Origin of the sequence: Subtercola endophyticus (assembly GCF_021044565.1) — a bacterium.
Classification (GTDB): domain Bacteria; phylum Actinomycetota; class Actinomycetes; order Actinomycetales; family Microbacteriaceae; genus Subtercola; species Subtercola endophyticus.
Map to the genome: position 1 here is coordinate 2,238,404 of NZ_CP087997.1, position 17,330 is coordinate 2,255,733.

The following is a 17,330-nucleotide window of genomic DNA, read 5'->3' on the forward strand; positions in this document are numbered from 1 at the left end:
GGAAGCCCGAAGCGATCGCGGTAGGTCGCTGCCACAATCGCGGGGACGCGAATCAGGCGGGCATGGCGGCGTCGACGAGCGTGATGAAGGCGCTGAGCTGAGCGAGGGCGGCGATGCTGGAGGGGAGGTGTTCGGTGAGCGCCGGTGAGTAGACGAGGTAGGCCGCCCATTGGGCCCTCGAGATGGCGACGTTCAGCCGATTGGCGAGCAGCAAGAACTCCAGGCCCCGCGGAACGTCGTCTGCCGACGATGCCGCGAGCGAGACGATCGCGACGACGGCCTCCTGCCCCTGAAAGGTGTCTACCGTTCCCACGCGCACGTCGGATAGGCCGGCGGCACGCAAACGCTCGCGAATGAGCTGCACCTCGGCGTTGTACGGAGCGACCACGATGACGTCGTGCTGGTCTGACGCCCGGCTCGCGCCCGATTCGGTGAAGCGCCGCCCGACCGTCTGCTCGACCAGCCCGACGACGGCCTCGGCTTCGGCAAGCGACTGCGTCACGTCACCCGAATGGATGATCGGCACGGCGTGCAGCCCGGGCTCCACTCCCTCGAGCTCACGTTCGGGTGCCGCCGAATGCAGCAGCCCGTCGTACGAAAGCCGCGACACCGGCTCGCACAGCGCCGGATGCAGACGCCGCGTCGCCTCGAGAAAATACCCGAACTCCGGCGGCAGTACATTGTGGCCGGCGTTGAGCCAGCCCAGTGCCGATTCGTCGACCGGCTCGGGGTGCGTGCCCTGACTCACCTGCGGCAGCTGCTGCGGGTCGCCGAGCAGCAGGATCCGTTTCGCCGAGACGCTCGCCGCGATCGTGGCAGCGAGCGAGAACTGCCCGGCCTCATCGATCACCAGAAGGTCGAGGCTGTCACGGGCCACGGCGTCGCTGTTGGCGAAGTTCCACTGGGTTCCGCCGTAGACCATTCCTCCGGGCTGCTGCACGAACGCCGCGGTGTTCTTGTCGGTAAGCGCCGTGAAAGCGGGCGGAACCGGAGCTGCCGCCGAACCCGGCGTTGTCGCGGCCTTCTGCTTCTTACCCACGAGCGCCGCCGGCAACCCCGCGTCGATCACGCCCGCGAGCATGTTCTCGACCGTGGCGTGCGACTGCGCCACCACCCCGACCTTCCAGCCGTGCTCGAGCACCAGGTCGCGAATGACGCGCGCGCCCGTGTAGGTCTTTCCGGTGCCGGGCGGCCCCTGCACGGCGATGTACGACCGGTCGAGGTTCAGCAGCGAGGCGACGATGGCGCGCACCGTGTCGGGGTCACGATGAAGACCGGGCCCGGTGACCGACCCCGCCGCGGGTTCGCGGATGCGGCCCGAATCGGTGGCACATGCGTGGCCCGAATCCGCTGCACCCGAGGCTCGCAGACGCGGCGGCAACCGGCGCAGAATGTCGAGTGCGGAATCCGGAACCATGGCCGGCAGGTGCGCCAGAACCTGGGCGCCCCACTCTGCGATGGCCGCCCGAACCTTCTCGGTCTTCGGCGGGCTCGGCGGCGTCACGGCGAGCGGCAGCTGGTCGTACGTCGCGGCACCGGTCGCCAGTCGTTCGACCAGCGAGAACCGCCCGTCGGGCAGCTCGGTGAAGCTGACCCGGTCGTGGGTCGGGCGCGTACCGGGGCCACGGCCGGCCGGGGGCTCGGGCAGCGGAGGGTGGGGCGGGTCGAACAGCACGAAGGGCGACGCCGTGCCCGAGAACCGGCTGCCGGGGGCGGCCTGGCCCGTGACGATCAGCTCGCGCGAGGCGTTGCGCGCCGACCCGACAATCGACCAGTCGCGCACGACAACGGCGGAGTCGATGACGAACACGTCTCGCGTGTCGGCCCACTCGTCGACGGGGCTCTTCAGCCGGTCGAAGTGCTCCCACCAGAAGCTCTTGTCTTCGCGGCGGTGGTAGTCGATCGCCGCAGCCGCAAGGGCGACGGCCGTCTGGTCTGGCGTGCGCAGCGCAGGGTCGACGCCCGCGATCTGGGCGGCCAGCGCGACGTACACCGGGTCGGGCTCGCGTTCGAGAACGGCGACCAGCGCGAGCTGCCCCGCGTGCTGCCCGGCGAGCTCGCTCGCCGGCGCCGCGAGCCCCGCCTGCACGCTTTTCTCCCCGACCCGCTCGATCTGCGCCACCTGCTCGAGCAGCCAGTCCCGCAATCGCAGCGTCGAGAGGCAGTCGTACTCGTTGTAGCGGGCGATGTCGGCCAGAACGGAGGCCGCGGCATCCATTTCGCCGTCGGCCACCAATTCGGTGTAGCGCACGTATTCGGCCACCGAATCGGCCGCGGTCGCTGTGCCGATGCGTGCGTGCGAACCCATGTAGAGCGGCTCGAGTTTCTTCAGCGAGTAGCTTCGGCTGCCGATGCGCAGCCCCTGACGTACGACGGGGTACAGATCGACCAGCACACTGTTGCGCAACAGATCGTCGACCTGCTCTTCGCCCACACCGTGCCGCGCCGCGAGCAGCAAGAGGTGCGTGCGCTCGTACGAGGCGTAGTGGTAGATGTGCAGGTCGGGATGCTCGGCCCGCCGCGCACGAACGAACTCGAGAAACTCGATCAAAGCCCTGCGCTCGCCCGCGAGGTCGTGCGCCCAGAAGGCCCGGAACGACCCGTCGGCCAGGGTCACGCCGAACAGGTAGTCGAGCCCCCACAGGCCGGCCTCCTGATGCAGCGGATCACCCTCGAAATCGAAGAACAGGTCACCCGCACTCGGTCGGGGCACCGCGGCGAGCGCCGCCGTATTCACGACAGCGAACGGCACCGGATGCCCGGGGGTCGCCGGTTCGAGCTGCATCGCCGCCTGCGCCCGCAGCCCGGCGAGTGTCGACTCCGAGACGCCGTCGACCGGCTGTACCCGCGCCGCCAGCTCGTCGATACTCTCGACGCCGGCGCGCCTGAGTTTGGCACGCTGCGTGAGCTTCATGCCCGCGACGAGCAGTACATCACGGTGCAGCTGCACGTGCTCGCTGCACGTCGCACACCGCCCGCAGGCGGAGTATCGGGGGTCGCCCCAGGGCGTCGGCTCGGTGTCGGCGACGCGCTCGTCGATGATTCGCTGCAGCCGTTCGCGGCGTTTGCGGTAGACCGGAAGGATGTCGCGCAGACGGTGTGAGCTCGTCTCGCCGTCGCCGAGCCAGAGGTGCACGCGCTCCCCCAGGTCGAAGCCGAGCAGGGTGAGCTGGTCGCTGTAGGCGGCGAGCTGCAGCAGGGCGGTGATCTTCGCCTTTCGGGCGAGTTTGGTGTCGTAGACCTCGTAACGGCCGTCGGGCCCTCGAATGATGAAGTCGGCGTACCCGAGCATTCGCCCGTCGTAGAACGCCGCCTGAAAGACGACCTCGGCGCCTCCCTTCAGTGCCCGCAGAGTCGACTCGGTGGCGATCTCGATCTCGTCGAACGTGGGCCGCTCGATCTCGACGACCTGCCGCGAGGCACGGAGGTCGGCCAGCACCCGCTGCTCGTGTCGGTCGCCCAGTTGCCCGGCACGCAGCAGCATGGCGTCTTCGACCTCGGGCGGCGTCGGGATTCGCCCGAGCCTCGCGTCGAGCTTACGCATCAGCGCCCACTCGCATACCGACGCGGCAGTGAGGTCGCTCGCCGAGTAGACGACCGGGCCGGTCTCGCGAACGATCATGCCCCGACGATACCGCCCACCCCCGACACCCTCCCGCCGCCGCGTCATTGGCGGGAGGGGCGGCAGCGGGAGCGTGTCTCGAAACGGCGCAAGGTCGGCCAGATCGCGCTCACGGGTTCAGGAGCGGGCGCTCCACAATGAGGAGGCACCGGTACACGTATCGGAAGGCAAGCGTGGCGAACAGGCGAAGCGAACAAGCGTGGCGAGCAGGCGGGGAGAGCAGGCATGAACGAGTCGACGTCAGCGCTTGGCGACTATCTGAGAGCCCGACGTGACGTCGTGCAGCCCGAAGACGTGGGGCTCCCCCGTGATCTGAATCGCCGCGTTCGGGGGCTCCGCCGCGAAGAAGTAGCGGCTGTCGCCGCGATCAGCAGCGACTACTACCTTCGTCTGGAGCAGGGCCGCGACCATCAGCCCTCCGACCAGGTGCTGCTGGCGATCGGGCGCGCCTTGCGGCTCGACGGCGGGGCCACGGACTACCTGTTCCGGCTCGCGCGGCCCGATGTCGTGCATCCGTTCGGCTCACCCGCGGCCGCGCTCGACGAAGATCTGCTGCGGCTGATCGAGCAGTTCTCGGGCACCCCGGCGATCATCGTCGACCGCAATCTCGAGGTGGCCGCCGCGAACGAGATGGCGCTCGCCGTCGGCGGTGGTCAGCTGAACGAGGGCATGAATCTGGTAGCGCTCGCTTTTTCGCCGCTGGTGCGACGCTGCGCGCCGCAGTGGTGCGAACTGGCACTGAGCACGCTCGCTTCGTTCCGTTATCACAGCGACCCGCTCGACCCTCGTCGACGCGAGCTCGTGAGGGTGCTCTCGCGGCGCGATGCCGATTTTCGGCGGCTCTGGAGCAGGCACGATGCCGCGGCGTCGTTCACCGGTCGAACCCGGCACGTCATCAACGGCGCCGGAATGGTGACGCTGCGTTTTCAGAACCTCGTGGTGCCCGGCAGACCAGGGCATCAGGTGCTCACGTTCGTCGGTGAGCCTGGCACTCCGGGCCCGGCGGCCCTGGCGCGGATTGCGGCCGAGCTGCATCCTCTGCAGCCGCACACCCGCGAACCGAACGCCCAGCAGTTGCTCCCTCAAGCCTCGCACCCTCAGGCCTCGCACCCTCACGAACTCTCCGCGGTTTCGCGATAGCGTTGGGTATGGCACGAATTCGGCGCTTCAATGAAGAGACGCTCCTCGACTGCGCCCAAGAGGCGTTCTGGGTGAACGGGTACGATCAGACGTCGATCGAGCAGATCTCCCAGGCTTCGGGCGTCGGCAACGGCAGCATCTACGCCGCCTACGGCAGCAAGCTCGGCCTCTTTCTCGCCGTGTTCAGCCGCTATTGCACCGGCCGGGTCGAGCTGGTGACCACTGTGGTCGACTCCCATGTGGGCTCGTTCGAGGCTGCGGTGGCCCATTATCTCGACGAAATCGTCGCCGACTGCACCTCGCACCCCGACCGGCGCGGCTGCCTCATGCTGAACAGCCTCGCCGAACTCGGCAACCGCTTTCCGGAGGTCGTCGAGGTCGGCGCGCGCACCGTCACCGACATGGAGCGGGTACTCAGCCTGCGCGTGATCGACAGCGTCGAGGCGGGTGAACTCGACATCGAGACCGAGCAGATCGATCCGCTCGGCGCGCACATCGTGCTGGTCTCGCAAGGGCTCATCCAACTGAGCCGGTTCGGTGTGCCGGTCGAGCGGCTGCGGTCGATCGCACAGACCTCGAGCCGCATGACAGCGCTCATGCACGCGGCCTGAACCGCGAAGCGATCTGCGCGCGCGGGTTTGCCACGGGCATCCGGATGCCCGGCGAGAGCTCGGCGCTCAGACCCCCGCCGAGCGCCTCGTCGTCTGGAAGCGGCGCTGGTACTCCGAGGGTGTGATGCCGAGTTTGGCGATGAAGGCCCGGCGAAAGGCCGCCGGGGTGCCGAACCCCGAATCGGCCGACGCCTGCGCGACGGAGGAACCCGACTCGAGGTGACCGGTCGCGAGATCGAGCCGCATCGAGCTCACGTACTCCAGCGGACTCATGTCGAACTCGTCGCGCACGATTCGGGTGAGGTGGCGCGTACTGACATTCGCGTGGGCCGCGAGATCGCGCAGCGTGCATGACCTGGTCGGGTCGGCGTTGACATAGTCGGCCACGGCTCGCGCGACCGGGGTTCGCGGCGGGGCAGCGCGCAGCGACGCCGAGAACTGCGACTGCCCACCAGAGCGCTGCATGTAGACCAGCAACAACTGTGCCACACTGCGAGCCACGTCGGCTCCGTGGTCTTCTTCGACGAGCGCTAGGGCCAGGTCGATGCCGGCGGCGACTCCGGCCGACGTGTAGGTGAGGCCGTCACGCACGAAGATCGAGTCGGGCTGCACGTCGATGTTCGGGTAACGCTCGGCGAGCATCGGGGCGAACTTCCAGTGCGTCGTCGCTGCTTTGCCGTCGAGCAGGCCGGCCTCGGCGAGCGCGTACGCGCCGCTGCAGATCGACGCCATGCGCCGGGTGCGGGTGCTCAGCAGGCGAACGGCGTCGATGATGTCGGTGTTCTTGAAGACGCGCGTCGCGACCTCACTGCCCGGCACGATGACGGTGTCGAATTCGCCCGCATCGGCCGCGGCCGCATGCACCCCGATGCGCACGCCCATCGACGTGGTGACGTCGGCGCCATCGGGCGAGAGCAGCACGAGCTCGTAGCCGTCGACACGTTGGTTCGCCTCGACGAACACCTCGCCCGGCCCGACAAAATCGAGGGTCTTCACTTGATCGAACAACAGCATGCCGATGCGCGCGCGTGCCCGATTTTTCAGCATTCTTGAATGATGCCTCCATAATTCTCAGAACACAACCTGAAAGCGCTCTCCGGCTATCCCTTCGAGGGCCACGCGTATCCTGAGCGACCGGCCTAGCGTGGAGTCATCCACACAGAAGGAGACCAAACCATGCCCGATTCGCCCACCATCGTTCTTGTCCACGGCGCGTTCGCCGACGCTGCCAGCTGGGCACCGGTGACCAGTCTGCTGCTCGAACAGGGGTACTCGGTTCGCGTTCCGCCGGTATTCAATCGCAGCCTCGCGGGCGACTCCGCGTACATCCGCTCGTACGTCGAACAGATCGACGGCCCGGTGCTTCTGGCCGGGCACTCCTACGGCGGCGCAGTCATCACCGTGGCCGGCGTCGCGGCGAACGTCGTCGGGCTCGTCTACGTGGCAGGCTACGCGCTCGACGAGGGTGAGAGCCTCGGTGAGCTGCAGGGCCGGTTCGCGGACTCCGACCTCGCCAAGCACCTCGTGTACTCGCCGTACCCCGTCGAAGGCGCAGAGCCGGGAACGGATGTCTCGGTCGAGATCGACGCGTTCCCCGCCGTCTTCGCGGCCGGCGTACCCGAGGCCACGGTCCGCGTCTTGGCGGTGTCGCAGCGCCCGCTCGCCGCGGTCGCATTCGGCGAACCCGCCAGCGCCGCGGCCTGGAAGACGAAGCCCGGCTGGGGCATCGTCTCAAGCTCCGACCACACGATCAACCCCGAGGTCGAGCGCTTCGGCTACAAGCGCGCCGGCCTTCGCGACGTGATCGAGATCAACGCGCCGCACCTGGTCATGCAGACCAACCCCGCTGAGGTCGCCGGCGTGATCGTCGACGCGATCGCCGCGCTCGGCTGAATCCGCGCGATCGCGGCGCTCGGCTGACTCCGCGCGATCGCGGCGCTCGGCTGACCCCGCACGATCGCCGCGCCGGCCGGGTCGTGGAGAGGCGGTGCGTTACGCCAAGGGCTGAGAGAGCGGTTTGGCTTATACCTCTCCGGGGCTCCGAACGCCAACTCCGGAGCCCTGGATTGGGGAAAACGGCCCGGTCTGATTCACTGTGGAGATGAGAGAGTTGCACTACGGATCGGGCGTCATCACGGTGAGTTTCGACGTCTGCTCCGCAGTGTTCGATTACACCGTCGCTCTCGCAAACGCGGGCAAGACCGATCGCATCACCGTTCCGGTCATCACCGACGGCGAGCGAGGGTTCTCGAACCTTCTTCTCGGGCCGCAGACGCAGCTGTACTGCACAGCCGTCGCCGGCGAGACACGAGGCACCGGCGTCGACAACGCCGACAACGACAGCGCCGACGACGTCGATCTCGAAGATCGCGAACTGGTTGAGACGCTGAAGAAGAAAACAGCGGCGTTGGTGCCCGGCTCACCCCTGAGTGCGGCCAACCGTCGGCTGAACTCAGACTCGAACGACCTCGACTAAGGGAGGCACTGGCTCGGCTTGCGGGCTCAGGCCTGCGGCGGCTGCTCTGGCACGAGCTCCAGCCCACCGGCGTTGTTCGCCCGGCCCATCAGCCGATCGATCCACTCTCGGTTCAGCGGAACCCGCTTCGACCCGAAGTATCCGAACTCGAGGTGCATCTGTGGGTTCATCCAGAGGGTGGTGTGCCCGCTCCCCAGCTCGTTCGAGCGTTCCCAGCTGAACGAAAAGCTCTCACCGCGGCGGAATTTCGCCAGGATGACCGCCTGCAAGTGTGCCAGATCGCGATCTTCGATCGTCAGCGACTTGGCCGTCGGCCCGTACGTCAGTGTGCCCATTCGAACCCTCGATGTCTGATGCCACGCCGTCCGCGTCGCACGTCGACGACGTCGCGGGGTCATCGACCCCGATTGGGGCGGGCAGCACTCAGAGTATCAGCGCCACACCGGGCCGATTCGGGCTTGACTTTACGCCGCCCGAGCCGTGGTTCACAACAAACGCCCACCGCCGCGAACGTACTACCTCAGATCTCATGAGGCCCGGAATGAATGGATCCGCCACCCGCAGCACCGTCGTCGGCCGCATTCATCGCGTCGATCTGCTGCCACGTGTTATAGCCGGCCACGACCGAGAGCACGATTCCGAACACGCTGAGTACCGCCCGCAGCTTCGACGGTGCTCGGTTCGTGGTGCTCTGGATCATCGTCATCCCTCCTCACGGCTCGCTCGTGACCTCAGGATGCCTGCCGAACCTCGATGTCTCCAATGACCTAGCCGTGTAGTTGCTGCATGCTGCCTGGATGCCGTCGGGGTACGCAGCATGACCTCGATTCGACGGCACCGGATGCACAGCGCAGGTTCACGCCGCGTTCACTGACGACCCCTAACCTCGGGCTCGGGCTCGGGATCGGGATTGCTGCATCGCTGCGACCGCCCACGCTCAGGGGGAGATTCGATGAAGCTGCACGCTCACTCACGACGACGCCGAGGGCTCTTGGCCGTGGCCGTCACCATCGCGGGCCTCCTCGTCACGATGGGTGCGGCCTCAGCGACACCCGCTTTCGCCGAGACGTACGTGCCGATCAGCGGCAGCGGCTCGACCTGGTCGCAGAACGCTGTCGAACAGTGGCGCACGCACGTGGCAACGAATTACGGCATGACCGTCAATTACTCCGGCACCGGATCGTCGGCCGGGCGGCAAGACTTCATCAACGGCGCCGTCGACTTCGCCATCAGCGAGCTTCCGTTTCAAGCGCACCCCGAAGACGGATCCGCGCCCGAAGTGCCCTCGACCGCCTACACGTATGTGCCGATCGTCGCCGGCGGCACCTCGCTGATGTACCACCTCACGATCAACGGCAAGCGGGTGACCGATCTGCGGCTCGATGGCCAGACCATCACCAAAATCTTCACCGGAGTCGTCACGAATTGGAACGACCCGGTCATCCAGTCGGCCAACCCCGGCCTCACCATGCCAGACAAACCGATCACCCCCGTGCTGCGCGCCGACGGATCGGGTTCCACCGCTCAGTTCACCCAGTGGATGGCCGACCAGCAGCCCAGCCTGTGGAGTGACTTCTGCGCCTCAGTCGATCGCCCGGTTCCCTGCGGGTCGACAACTCAGTACCCCGGCTTCGGCGGAGCGAAGCTCCAGAACGGGTCGCTCGGCGTCGCAGGCTACGTCAGCCAAGACTATGGTGAGGGTGCGATCGCCTACGTTGAGAATTCCTACGCACTGCAGTCGGGTTTTCCTGTCGTGAAGGTCTTGAACGCCGCCGGGTACTACGTCGAACCGACGGCTCCGGCCGTCTCCGTCGCCCTCCTCGGCGCGACCGTCGCCTCCGATCTCACCCAGCAGCTGGGCGGGGTCTACGACAACGCCGACACCCGCGCCTACCCGCTCTCGTACTACTCGTACATGATCGTTCCAACCAAAGTCGGAGGCATCTTCACCGCCGAAAAGGGCCGGACTCTCGGCGCCTTCGTCAGCTATGCCGTGTGCGAAGGGCAACAGAAAGAAGCGGCACTCGGATACGCACCGTTACCGCTCAACCTGGTTCGGGCCGCATCCGACCAGCTCAAACGGATTCCCGGTGCGCCAGCCGGCGGAGTGGATCTCGCCACCTGCAACAACCCGGCCCTCACCATTCTGAACACCGCTCCGCAGCCGCCCGCCTGCGCCAAGCAGGGGCCGACGCAGTGCCTCTCGGGAGACTCCTCTCTCGCAGATTTCTCGACGACATCGCGCCCTTCGATCGTGGGCACCGCACGCGTCGGCCAGGCGATTGCCGCGGATGCCGGCGTGTGGAGCCCTGCCCCCGACTCCATCGACTATCAGTGGCTGCGCGCCGGCACTCCGATCCCCGGAGCGACAGCACAGCTGTACTCACCCACGGTGGGCGACTACGGCGCCTCCCTTTCGGTGAACACCACGGCGCACAAGGCCGGCTACAAGGTCGTCACCACAGCGAGCGCCCCGACCTCTGCGGTCGGATGGGACGCGTACTTCGCCGATGTCGGCCCTGCGAATCCGTTCTACGCGCACATCCAGTGGATGGCGGCCGAAAGGCTCAGCACGGGTAACGCGCAGCCCACCGGCCTGCCGCTCTTCGCCCCGACCGAGGCCGTCTCCCGCCAGGCGATGGCAGCGTTCTTGTACCGCTATTCGGGCGAGACGTTCGTTCCCCCCGCGACGCCGTCGTTCAGCGACGTCTCTGCTGCGAACCCGTTCTTCACCGCTGTCGAGTGGATGCACGCGAAACACATCACGAACGGAAACGCCGACGGCACCTTCGCACCCACCGACTCTGTCACTCGGCAATCCATGGCGGCGTTCTTGCATCGGTACAGCGGGGCATCCAGCACCCTGCCCGCCACGGCGTCGTTCAGCGACGTCAGCAGCGCGAACCCGTTCTACGCCGACATCGAGTGGATGAAGTCGACCGCCATCACCACCGGCAACGCCGACGGCACCTACACCCCGCTCGCCTCCGTCAGCCGGCAGGCTATGGCAGCCTTTCTCAGTCGTATGAACGCGGCGGGCTGAGCAGATCGTCGTTCCGCCAGGCTGCCTTACTCTCGCTACACCCCGCTACTCCCGCACGGTTAGCTCGCGCGGCACCGTCACCGCGTCGACGAGCGCGCCGTTGCGCCACACCGTGATCTCGACCGGCTTGTCGATGGCATCTTCGACCATCATCGCCTGGATGGCCGTGGTCGAGTTCACCGTGCGTCCGCCGATCTCGACCACGATGTCACCGCGCTTGATGCCCGCAAGGTCGGCGGGGCTCTCGCTCGAGACGCCCGCAACCTGAATTCCCGTTCGCGATCCGATGCGCTCCGCGAGCCCGGGCTCCAGGGTGAGCTGCGCCCCCGCGATTCCGAGCCAGGCCCGTCGCACACGACCGGTGCGGATGAGCGAGTCGATGATCTGCCGTGTCGTCCGGTTGATCGGAACAGCGAGCCCGAGCCCGACTCCGGCGACGGCGGTGTTCACCCCGATCATCCGGCCGCGGCTGTCCGCGAGCACACCGCCGCTGTTTCCGGGGTTCAGTGAGGCGTCGGTCTGAATGACCTCGTCGACCACTCGCCCCGCCTGAGTGGGAAGCGACCGCCCGAGCGCCGACACGATGCCGGCCGTCACGCTGCCCGAGAGCCCACGCGGATTGCCCAGCGCCACCACGAGCTGCCCGACGCGCAATCGGGAGGCGTCGCCGAACGTCACCGGAGCCGGCAGCTCGTCGTGCGCCCACAGCACGGCCAGGTCAGAGAGCGGATCGCGCCCCACCACCTCTGCAGAGGTCACCCGCCCGTCGGCGAAGGCCGCTTCGATCGTGCGCGCCCCCTCGACGACGTGGGCGCTGGTCAACAGATAGCCGCCTGAGCCGTTCTCGGCGGCGCTGGTCACGCCCGTGCCGGTCACGCCCGCGCTGATCACGCTCGTGCTGGTCACGCTCGTGCTGATCACGCTCGTGCTGGTCACGCCCGTGCCGGTCACGCCCGTGCTGGTCACACTCGTGCTGATCACGCTCGCGCTGCCGAGCCCGCCACCGCGCGCCGTGCGCACCGACACGCTGGCAACGCTCGGCAGCACCGACTCGGCAACGCTCATCACCGATCGCGAATACGCGTCGAGGGCTTCGTCGTCTTCGATTACGCTGCGGGGGTCTGCGTTGCGGGCATCGCCGCTGACTGCTCGACGCTCTTCGTCGTCGTCCGTGCGGCGTCGCTCCTCGTGATCGTCGGTTTCGTTCATGGTGTGTGCCTCCGCAACCATCGTGCGACCATCCGCCCTCACGCCTCCCCCTGTTCGCGCAGGGCGAGCGGATGCACGGCAGGGGCCGCCGCGGCAGAATATCCGCATGGCAGAAATTGACGCCACCCAGCCTCTCGTGCGCGTCGAGCCGGCCACGACCGCCGGCTGGGCGCAGGTCGAGCATGCGCTCACGGGTGGAGGCGACGGCGCATCGTGCTGGTGCCAATGGTTTCTGCTCCCCCGCCGTGATTTCGACGCCGCGACGACACCCGAGCTGCGCGATCGGTTACGCGCAGAGGTCGAGACGCAGGTCGAGGGCGAGCCAGAGGGGCAAATCGAGGGCGACGTCGAGGCAGAACTTGAGAGGCAGGTCGAGAGGCAGGTCGAGACGCGCGTCGACAGCGAGGTCGAGAGCCGATCATCCGCTGCTCCCTCACCGGGGCTCATCGCGTTTGTCGGCGACGAGGCCGCGGGCTGGGTTCGCGTCGCACCACGCCTCGCTCAACCGCGGCTGCTCACCTCTCGCGTGGTGAAGTCGGGCAGCCCGGAGCCGAGCGACGCCGCCGATGTCTGGGCCATCTCGTGCCTGGTGGTGCGACGCGAGTATCGCGTCGAGGACTTGCCTCCCGGCTGGTCGCCGCGGCCGCGGAATACGCCGCGCACCACGGCGCGCGAGTCGTCGAAGGGTATGCGATCGACACCGATCAGCGATCCGTCTCGAACAGCGAGCTGTTTGTCGGGTCGGTGCGGCTGTTCACGCAGAACGGATTCACCGAGACGTCACGGCCCCTGGGCGCGCGGGTCGTGATGACGCGCGTGGTGGGTTGAGCATCCGCCGCCGCAGCCGGACGCACCGCACCGCACCGTGCCGCGCCAAGCCCCGCCGCGCGGCCGCACCGCGCCGGACCGCTCCGCACCGCACACCCCCTCGCGCGACTCGTAAGCCTCAGCGCCCGCTCTTGCCCCGCGTCGTGCGCGGGTCTAGTGTGCCGTCATGACCGATCAGGATGCCCAGCCCACCATTCACGACATCGAACTGCCCGAGACAGGCGAGGCGACGTTCTGGCGCGACGGAGTGCAGCACACCCTGCGGGCTGACGGCACCGAAGACGACGAACCGACGTGGACGCTGCACGCCGAAGAATCCCTCATCGCCCATATCAGCCGCCGCGAAGGCAAGTGGATCGGCAGCAACGACTCCCCCTCGCGCCAGGTCGAGTCGGATTCCGACTGGCGCCAGGTCGTCATCGACGTCACCGACTAGCTACAACGAGCCGGCCCGCTCACTGCAGTCAGACAGCCCGCGTTAACACAGTCGCGCGGCCTGCGCAATCGGGTTCGCGCGAGACGATTCGTTCTAAAGTGATAACGAGCGACCAAGACCCCGTCGTCCGTTCGTGTGCACCGCAGAATTGTGCACCGCACGAAATGTGCACCGTCGAATGTGCACCGTCGAAAGGGGTCTCATGCTGTCGGATGCCACCGCGCCGAACACTACGTTCGCCGACTGCTCGGCGTGCGCGCATCCGCTGCTGCCCGGCCCGCGCGGACTGACCTGCCTCAACACCGACTGCGAGCTGTACTTCGAGGTCATCCTCGCCGAAGCCGACGCCGAGGCCGAAGCTCGCCGACCGAGGTCAGCACCGTCGAGGCGCGTACCATGAGTGCCACGCCGCCGTCGTTTGCGGGCGCGCAACGCCGAATCGCTGGCAAACCGAATCGCTGGCAAGCCGAAGCACTGACCAACACCGAACCACCGCCTGAACACCGAGGAGACATCGTGAAGATCGAACCGCTCGTCAAGCTCGTCAACGAAGGCCTGGCCGCCCAGGGCGGTGGCCCGTTCATCCAGGGCCCGTTCGTCGAGGCCGACACCGATCGTGACGCGAACGAAGCTGTCGTGACCGGAAAGCTGGGCGGTCGTGACGTGAGTCTGAAGTTCCACGTGAACAGCGGAAAGACCGAACACGCCTATTCGGTGAGCTTTCTCGACGACGCTACCGGCACCCACCTCGGCAGCGGTGAGGGCCAGTCGACCTTCGCCGATGCGATCTCGGCGTACCACTGGAACACCGCGCTGGCCGAGCTGAAGGAGCTCTAACCAAACCGGCTACCCTTGATCCAATGACCATCACCGCATCTGCCGACGGCTCGGCCCTCGGCAACCCCGGCCCGGCCGGCTGGGCCTGGTACATCGACGACAGCACCTGGGGCGCCGGCGGCTGGCCGCACGGAACCAACAACATGGGCGAGCTCAAGGCCGTGCTCGAGCTCTTTCTGGCCACCGCGCACGTCGATGACGACCTGCATATCTTGTGCGACAGCCAGTACGTCATCAACACTGTCACCAAGTGGATGCCCGGCTGGAAGCGCAAGGGCTGGCGCAAAGGCGACGGCAAACCGGTGATGAACCTCGACCTCATCCAAGCGATCGACGCGGCCATCGTCGGCCGACGCTACCGCTTCGAGTGGGTCAAGGGCCACGTCGGCCATGTGCTCAACGAGGCAGCGGATGCCCGTGCTCGCGCCGCAGCGGAAGCCTACGCCCGCGGGCGCGAACCCGACGCCGGGCCTGGGTTTCCGGGTGCGGGTGCTGCCGCGGGTGCGGGTGGCGCGCGTGCGGGTGCCGCGGGTGCAGGTGGCGCGGCGGGTGCAGGTGGCGCGCGTGCGAGTGCCGCGGGTTCGGGTGCCGCGGCACGGCTCACCACCCCAGCACGAACCGAGGCTCAAACTCTGTTCTAACAGGCGGCTCTTTGCTGAGTTGTGCACAGATCGCCGGGACCCGCCTTGAGTGTCGGTGGTGGGTGATTAGATCGAGGCATGAAGCGAGCAATTCTCATTCCAGCGGGCGACGACGACCCCGGTGGTGACAACGATCACCATCTCGACGCCGATCGGCCGATGCTGCGCGCAGCGTACGCATCGAGCGTTGCGGCCGTACTCGAGGGCGAGCGCGAGGCGGCGAGGGCCTCTGCCGAGCAGGCGACACGAATCGACCGCATGAGGCGCGCGGCGCTCGCGTTGCACTTCGCCGACCAGTCCTCCGGCGGGCCGAAATGGACTCCCGACGTCGTGGTGCAACGCACCGTGGTCACCGAGCTCGCCGTCGGCGCCCGGCTGAGCGAAGCCGATGCCCGCCGAAAGATCGATACTGCGCAGGGCCTCTGCGGTGCCTTCGCCCAGACCCGTCGCGCGCTCGAGCGCGGCCTGATCTCGTACCGGCACGCCGAGAAGATCGTGCAGCACGCCCGGCTGCTCCCCGACGACCGCATCGACGACTACGAGGCGCGAATCCTTCCCGCCGCCCAGCGCGCGAGCGCACAACGGCTTGAACGAGACTGCCGGGCCGCGGTCGAAGAAGCTCAGCCGACCACCGCCATTCAGCGGCACCTCGACGCCTGCGCCGAACGCCGCCTCAGCCTCGACCCGGGTTCCGACGGCATGGCATACCTGACGATGTTCCTTCCCGCAGTCGAGGCCGTGGCCATCTTCAACCGTGCCACCGACCTCGCGCGTTCGCTGAAGAACGCCGGTGACCCGCGCACTCTCACGCAACTCCGCATCGACACCATCGCCGACCTCGCCCTCAACGCCGAGTCGTCCATCCCCGGTGCGACTCGCGGAATCCGTGCTCACGTTCGTCTCACGGTTCCTGCGCTGACGCTGGTTGCACCGTCGACGCCCTCGTCAGAGGCGCACATGCCCGAGGCGCTCCAGCCGGCCGAAGCGAGCGAAAGGAAGCTCGACGCTTCAGAAACCGGGGGGCCCGCCAACCTCGAAGGCTACGGGCCAATCGACCGCCTGACCGCCCTCGAACTCACGCGCGACGCCCCCGGTTTCGAACGCGTTCTCACCGATCCCGCCACCGGAATCGCCCTGAACTACGGCCGTCAGCGATACAAGCCGCCCGCCGATCTCGAAGACCTCATCCGCACGGTTCATAACGAGTGCACCTTCCCGCTCAGCTGCTCCCCCTCGGCGACGGCCGATCTTGATCACACCCGGCCGTTCAGCGACGGCGGCAGCACAGAGTTCGGCAACCTGAGTCCACTGTGTTCGAGCCACCACAAGGTGAAACACCACACGGAATGGAGGGTTGAGCAGCACCCGGGCGCCCACGGCACGGCCGCAACGATTACCTGGACCTCCCCCGCCGGCTTCAGCTACGTCGTCGAGCCCACGCCGATCGCCAGGCCGGTTCCCATCTTCGTCACCGCGCCCACGAGTCTCTCGACAGACACACCCGCTCCGTTCTAGAAATCCGTTATGAGACAGAGGAGCCCGCTTACCTCACGGACTGTTGCTCCCTGCGCGCGGCTAGTTGTGCACGCTGCGCTTCCAATACCCCGAGAAGGTGATTCTCGACTTTGCCAGACCGGCGCGGTGCAGGGCTCGGCGCCCTTCGGTCGCCAGCGCAGATTCGCCGACGACGAAGGCGTAGTCGTTCGGCTCAGGAGCGGAAGTACTCGTGGTCTCGGCGAGCGCATCCAGCGCAGCCCGGCCCGGGTCCCCCGTGCGCGCGACCCACTGCACCTCGACACCGGGCGGTGCCGCCAGCGGCTCGATGTCGGCCTCGAGTGGTACTTCGATGATGGCCGTGCCGATCATCCGTTCATCCAGACTGCGCAGGATGCCGCGCACCGCAGGAAGCCCGGTCTCGTCGCAGATGAGATGCACAGCCCCGACATCTGCCGGCGGGTCGAAGAGCGGGCCTTGGTCGAGCAGAGCGATTGCAGACCCGGGTGTTGCCGAAGTCGCCCAGATCGCGACGCGGCCGGCGATCTCACCGGCCTCATCCCAGTGCAAAACGACGTCGATATCCATCTCGGGCAGCGCAGATTCGGGCAGTGCCGACCCAGGCAGCGCAGACCCGGGCAGCGCCGACCCGGGCAGCGCCGAGCGGCCGAACTCACGCGCGCCGCCTCCCACCGGGCGAAAGTCTGCCACCGTGTAGTTGCTGCAGTGCGGTCGCTCCTGCTCGCCGATTTCGAGATACCGCTTGTACCAAGCACGCCCCGAGACAGCGGGCAAGACCAGGGGCGAGCCGGCCGGTGGCAGAAAGAGCCGGAACCAGTGGTCATTTCCGCTCCACTCGAATGCCGCGAGATCGGCGCCCGCAATCGTCACGCGCTGAAACGAGGGACTGGTTCGGCGCGTCGCCACGACGTGGGCGGTGAAGAGTTTCGGATCTGCGGGCATCAGCCGGGGATATCGGGTCATTCCACCCAC

The 17,330-nt window shown here is 67.5% G+C and carries 16 protein-coding genes and 1 pseudogene; 11 read left to right on the forward strand and 6 right to left on the reverse strand.

Translation table 11 applies throughout. From position 1 onward, the window contains the following. Nucleotides 1-52 precede the first annotated feature (52 nt). Nucleotides 53-3,622 carry a TM0106 family RecB-like putative nuclease gene (locus LQ955_RS10460; protein ID WP_231024486.1) on the reverse strand — a complete coding sequence of 1,190 codons (3,570 nt, stop codon included), beginning with the start codon at nucleotides 3,620-3,622 and terminating at the stop codon, nucleotides 53-55. A gap of 225 nt (nucleotides 3,623-3,847) precedes the next feature. Between LQ955_RS10460 and LQ955_RS10465 the strand changes: the two genes are divergently transcribed. Both LQ955_RS10465 and LQ955_RS10470 read left to right on the forward strand, forming a co-directional pair. Continuing rightward, nucleotides 3,848-4,762 (forward strand): helix-turn-helix domain-containing protein, encoded by a 915-nt coding sequence (locus LQ955_RS10465; RefSeq protein WP_231024487.1) that lies wholly within the window; start codon nucleotides 3,848-3,850, stop codon nucleotides 4,760-4,762. Nucleotides 4,763-4,770: 8 nt separating this feature from the next. Then, nucleotides 4,771-5,373 (forward strand): TetR/AcrR family transcriptional regulator, encoded by a 603-nt coding sequence (locus LQ955_RS10470; protein WP_231024488.1) that lies wholly within the window; start codon nucleotides 4,771-4,773, stop codon nucleotides 5,371-5,373. A gap of 66 nt (nucleotides 5,374-5,439) precedes the next feature. Here the strand turns inward: LQ955_RS10470 and LQ955_RS10475 are convergent, their stop codons facing one another. Then, a complete protein-coding gene (locus tag LQ955_RS10475; protein WP_231024489.1) occupies nucleotides 5,440-6,420 on the reverse strand; it encodes a GlxA family transcriptional regulator in 981 nt (326 codons plus the stop codon). Between the two features lie 129 nt (nucleotides 6,421-6,549). On the opposite strand from LQ955_RS10475, the gene LQ955_RS10480 reads away from it, so the two are divergent. Continuing rightward, a complete protein-coding gene (locus LQ955_RS10480; RefSeq protein ID WP_231024490.1) occupies nucleotides 6,550-7,266 on the forward strand; it encodes an alpha/beta fold hydrolase in 717 nt (238 codons plus the stop codon). Nucleotides 7,267-7,474: 208 nt separating this feature from the next. Continuing rightward, nucleotides 7,475-7,849 (forward strand): hypothetical protein, encoded by a 375-nt coding sequence (locus tag LQ955_RS10485; RefSeq protein ID WP_231024491.1) that lies wholly within the window; start codon nucleotides 7,475-7,477, stop codon nucleotides 7,847-7,849. A gap of 26 nt (nucleotides 7,850-7,875) precedes the next feature. Here LQ955_RS10485 and LQ955_RS10490 read toward each other — a convergent pair whose 3' ends face one another. Beyond that, nucleotides 7,876-8,184: a DUF7882 family protein gene (locus LQ955_RS10490; RefSeq protein WP_231024492.1), complete on the reverse strand. Its 309-nt coding sequence runs from the start codon at nucleotides 8,182-8,184 to the stop codon at nucleotides 7,876-7,878. Nucleotides 8,185-8,369: 185 nt separating this feature from the next. Then, entirely contained in the window at nucleotides 8,370-8,549 is a 180-nt protein-coding gene (locus LQ955_RS10495; RefSeq protein WP_231024493.1) for a hypothetical protein, read from the reverse strand. 297 nt (nucleotides 8,550-8,846) lie between these two features. On the opposite strand from LQ955_RS10495, the gene pstS reads away from it, so the two are divergent. After that, on the forward strand, nucleotides 8,847-10,892 hold the full coding sequence (gene pstS / locus LQ955_RS10500) for a phosphate ABC transporter substrate-binding protein PstS (RefSeq protein WP_231024494.1): 2,046 nt from the start codon (nucleotides 8,847-8,849) through the stop codon (nucleotides 10,890-10,892). 45 nt (nucleotides 10,893-10,937) lie between these two features. Here pstS and LQ955_RS10505 read toward each other — a convergent pair whose 3' ends face one another. Then, nucleotides 10,938-11,957 (reverse strand): S1C family serine protease, encoded by a 1,020-nt coding sequence (locus LQ955_RS10505; RefSeq protein WP_231028112.1) that lies wholly within the window; start codon nucleotides 11,955-11,957, stop codon nucleotides 10,938-10,940. A gap of 250 nt (nucleotides 11,958-12,207) precedes the next feature. Between LQ955_RS10505 and LQ955_RS10510 the strand changes: the two genes are divergently transcribed. From LQ955_RS10510 to LQ955_RS10535, 6 genes and pseudogenes are all read left to right on the forward strand, one after another. Next, on the forward strand, nucleotides 12,208-12,909 hold the full coding sequence (locus LQ955_RS10510; RefSeq protein WP_231024495.1) for a hypothetical protein: 702 nt from the start codon (nucleotides 12,208-12,210) through the stop codon (nucleotides 12,907-12,909). Between the two features lie 186 nt (nucleotides 12,910-13,095). After that, complete coding sequence (locus LQ955_RS10515; RefSeq protein WP_231024496.1) at nucleotides 13,096-13,365, forward strand: hypothetical protein; 270 nt, start codon at nucleotides 13,096-13,098, stop codon at nucleotides 13,363-13,365. A gap of 202 nt (nucleotides 13,366-13,567) precedes the next feature. Continuing rightward, nucleotides 13,568-13,765, forward strand: a complete 198-nt coding sequence (locus LQ955_RS10520; protein ID WP_231024497.1) for a hypothetical protein — start codon at nucleotides 13,568-13,570, stop codon at nucleotides 13,763-13,765. 116 nt (nucleotides 13,766-13,881) lie between these two features. Then, nucleotides 13,882-14,202 (forward strand): hypothetical protein, encoded by a 321-nt coding sequence (locus tag LQ955_RS10525; RefSeq protein WP_231024498.1) that lies wholly within the window; start codon nucleotides 13,882-13,884, stop codon nucleotides 14,200-14,202. A gap of 23 nt (nucleotides 14,203-14,225) precedes the next feature. Further along, nucleotides 14,226-14,813, forward strand: a pseudogene (locus tag LQ955_RS10530) (RNase H family protein); the annotation flags it as partial. A gap of 108 nt (nucleotides 14,814-14,921) precedes the next feature. Then, nucleotides 14,922-16,358, forward strand: coding sequence for an HNH endonuclease signature motif containing protein (locus LQ955_RS10535; RefSeq protein WP_231024499.1), 1,437 nt, complete (start codon nucleotides 14,922-14,924; stop codon nucleotides 16,356-16,358). A gap of 60 nt (nucleotides 16,359-16,418) precedes the next feature. On the opposite strand, the gene LQ955_RS10540 is transcribed toward LQ955_RS10535, so the two are convergent. Beyond that, complete coding sequence (locus tag LQ955_RS10540; RefSeq protein WP_231024500.1) at nucleotides 16,419-17,321, reverse strand: siderophore-interacting protein; 903 nt, start codon at nucleotides 17,319-17,321, stop codon at nucleotides 16,419-16,421. Nucleotides 17,322-17,330: the final 9 nt, after the last annotated feature.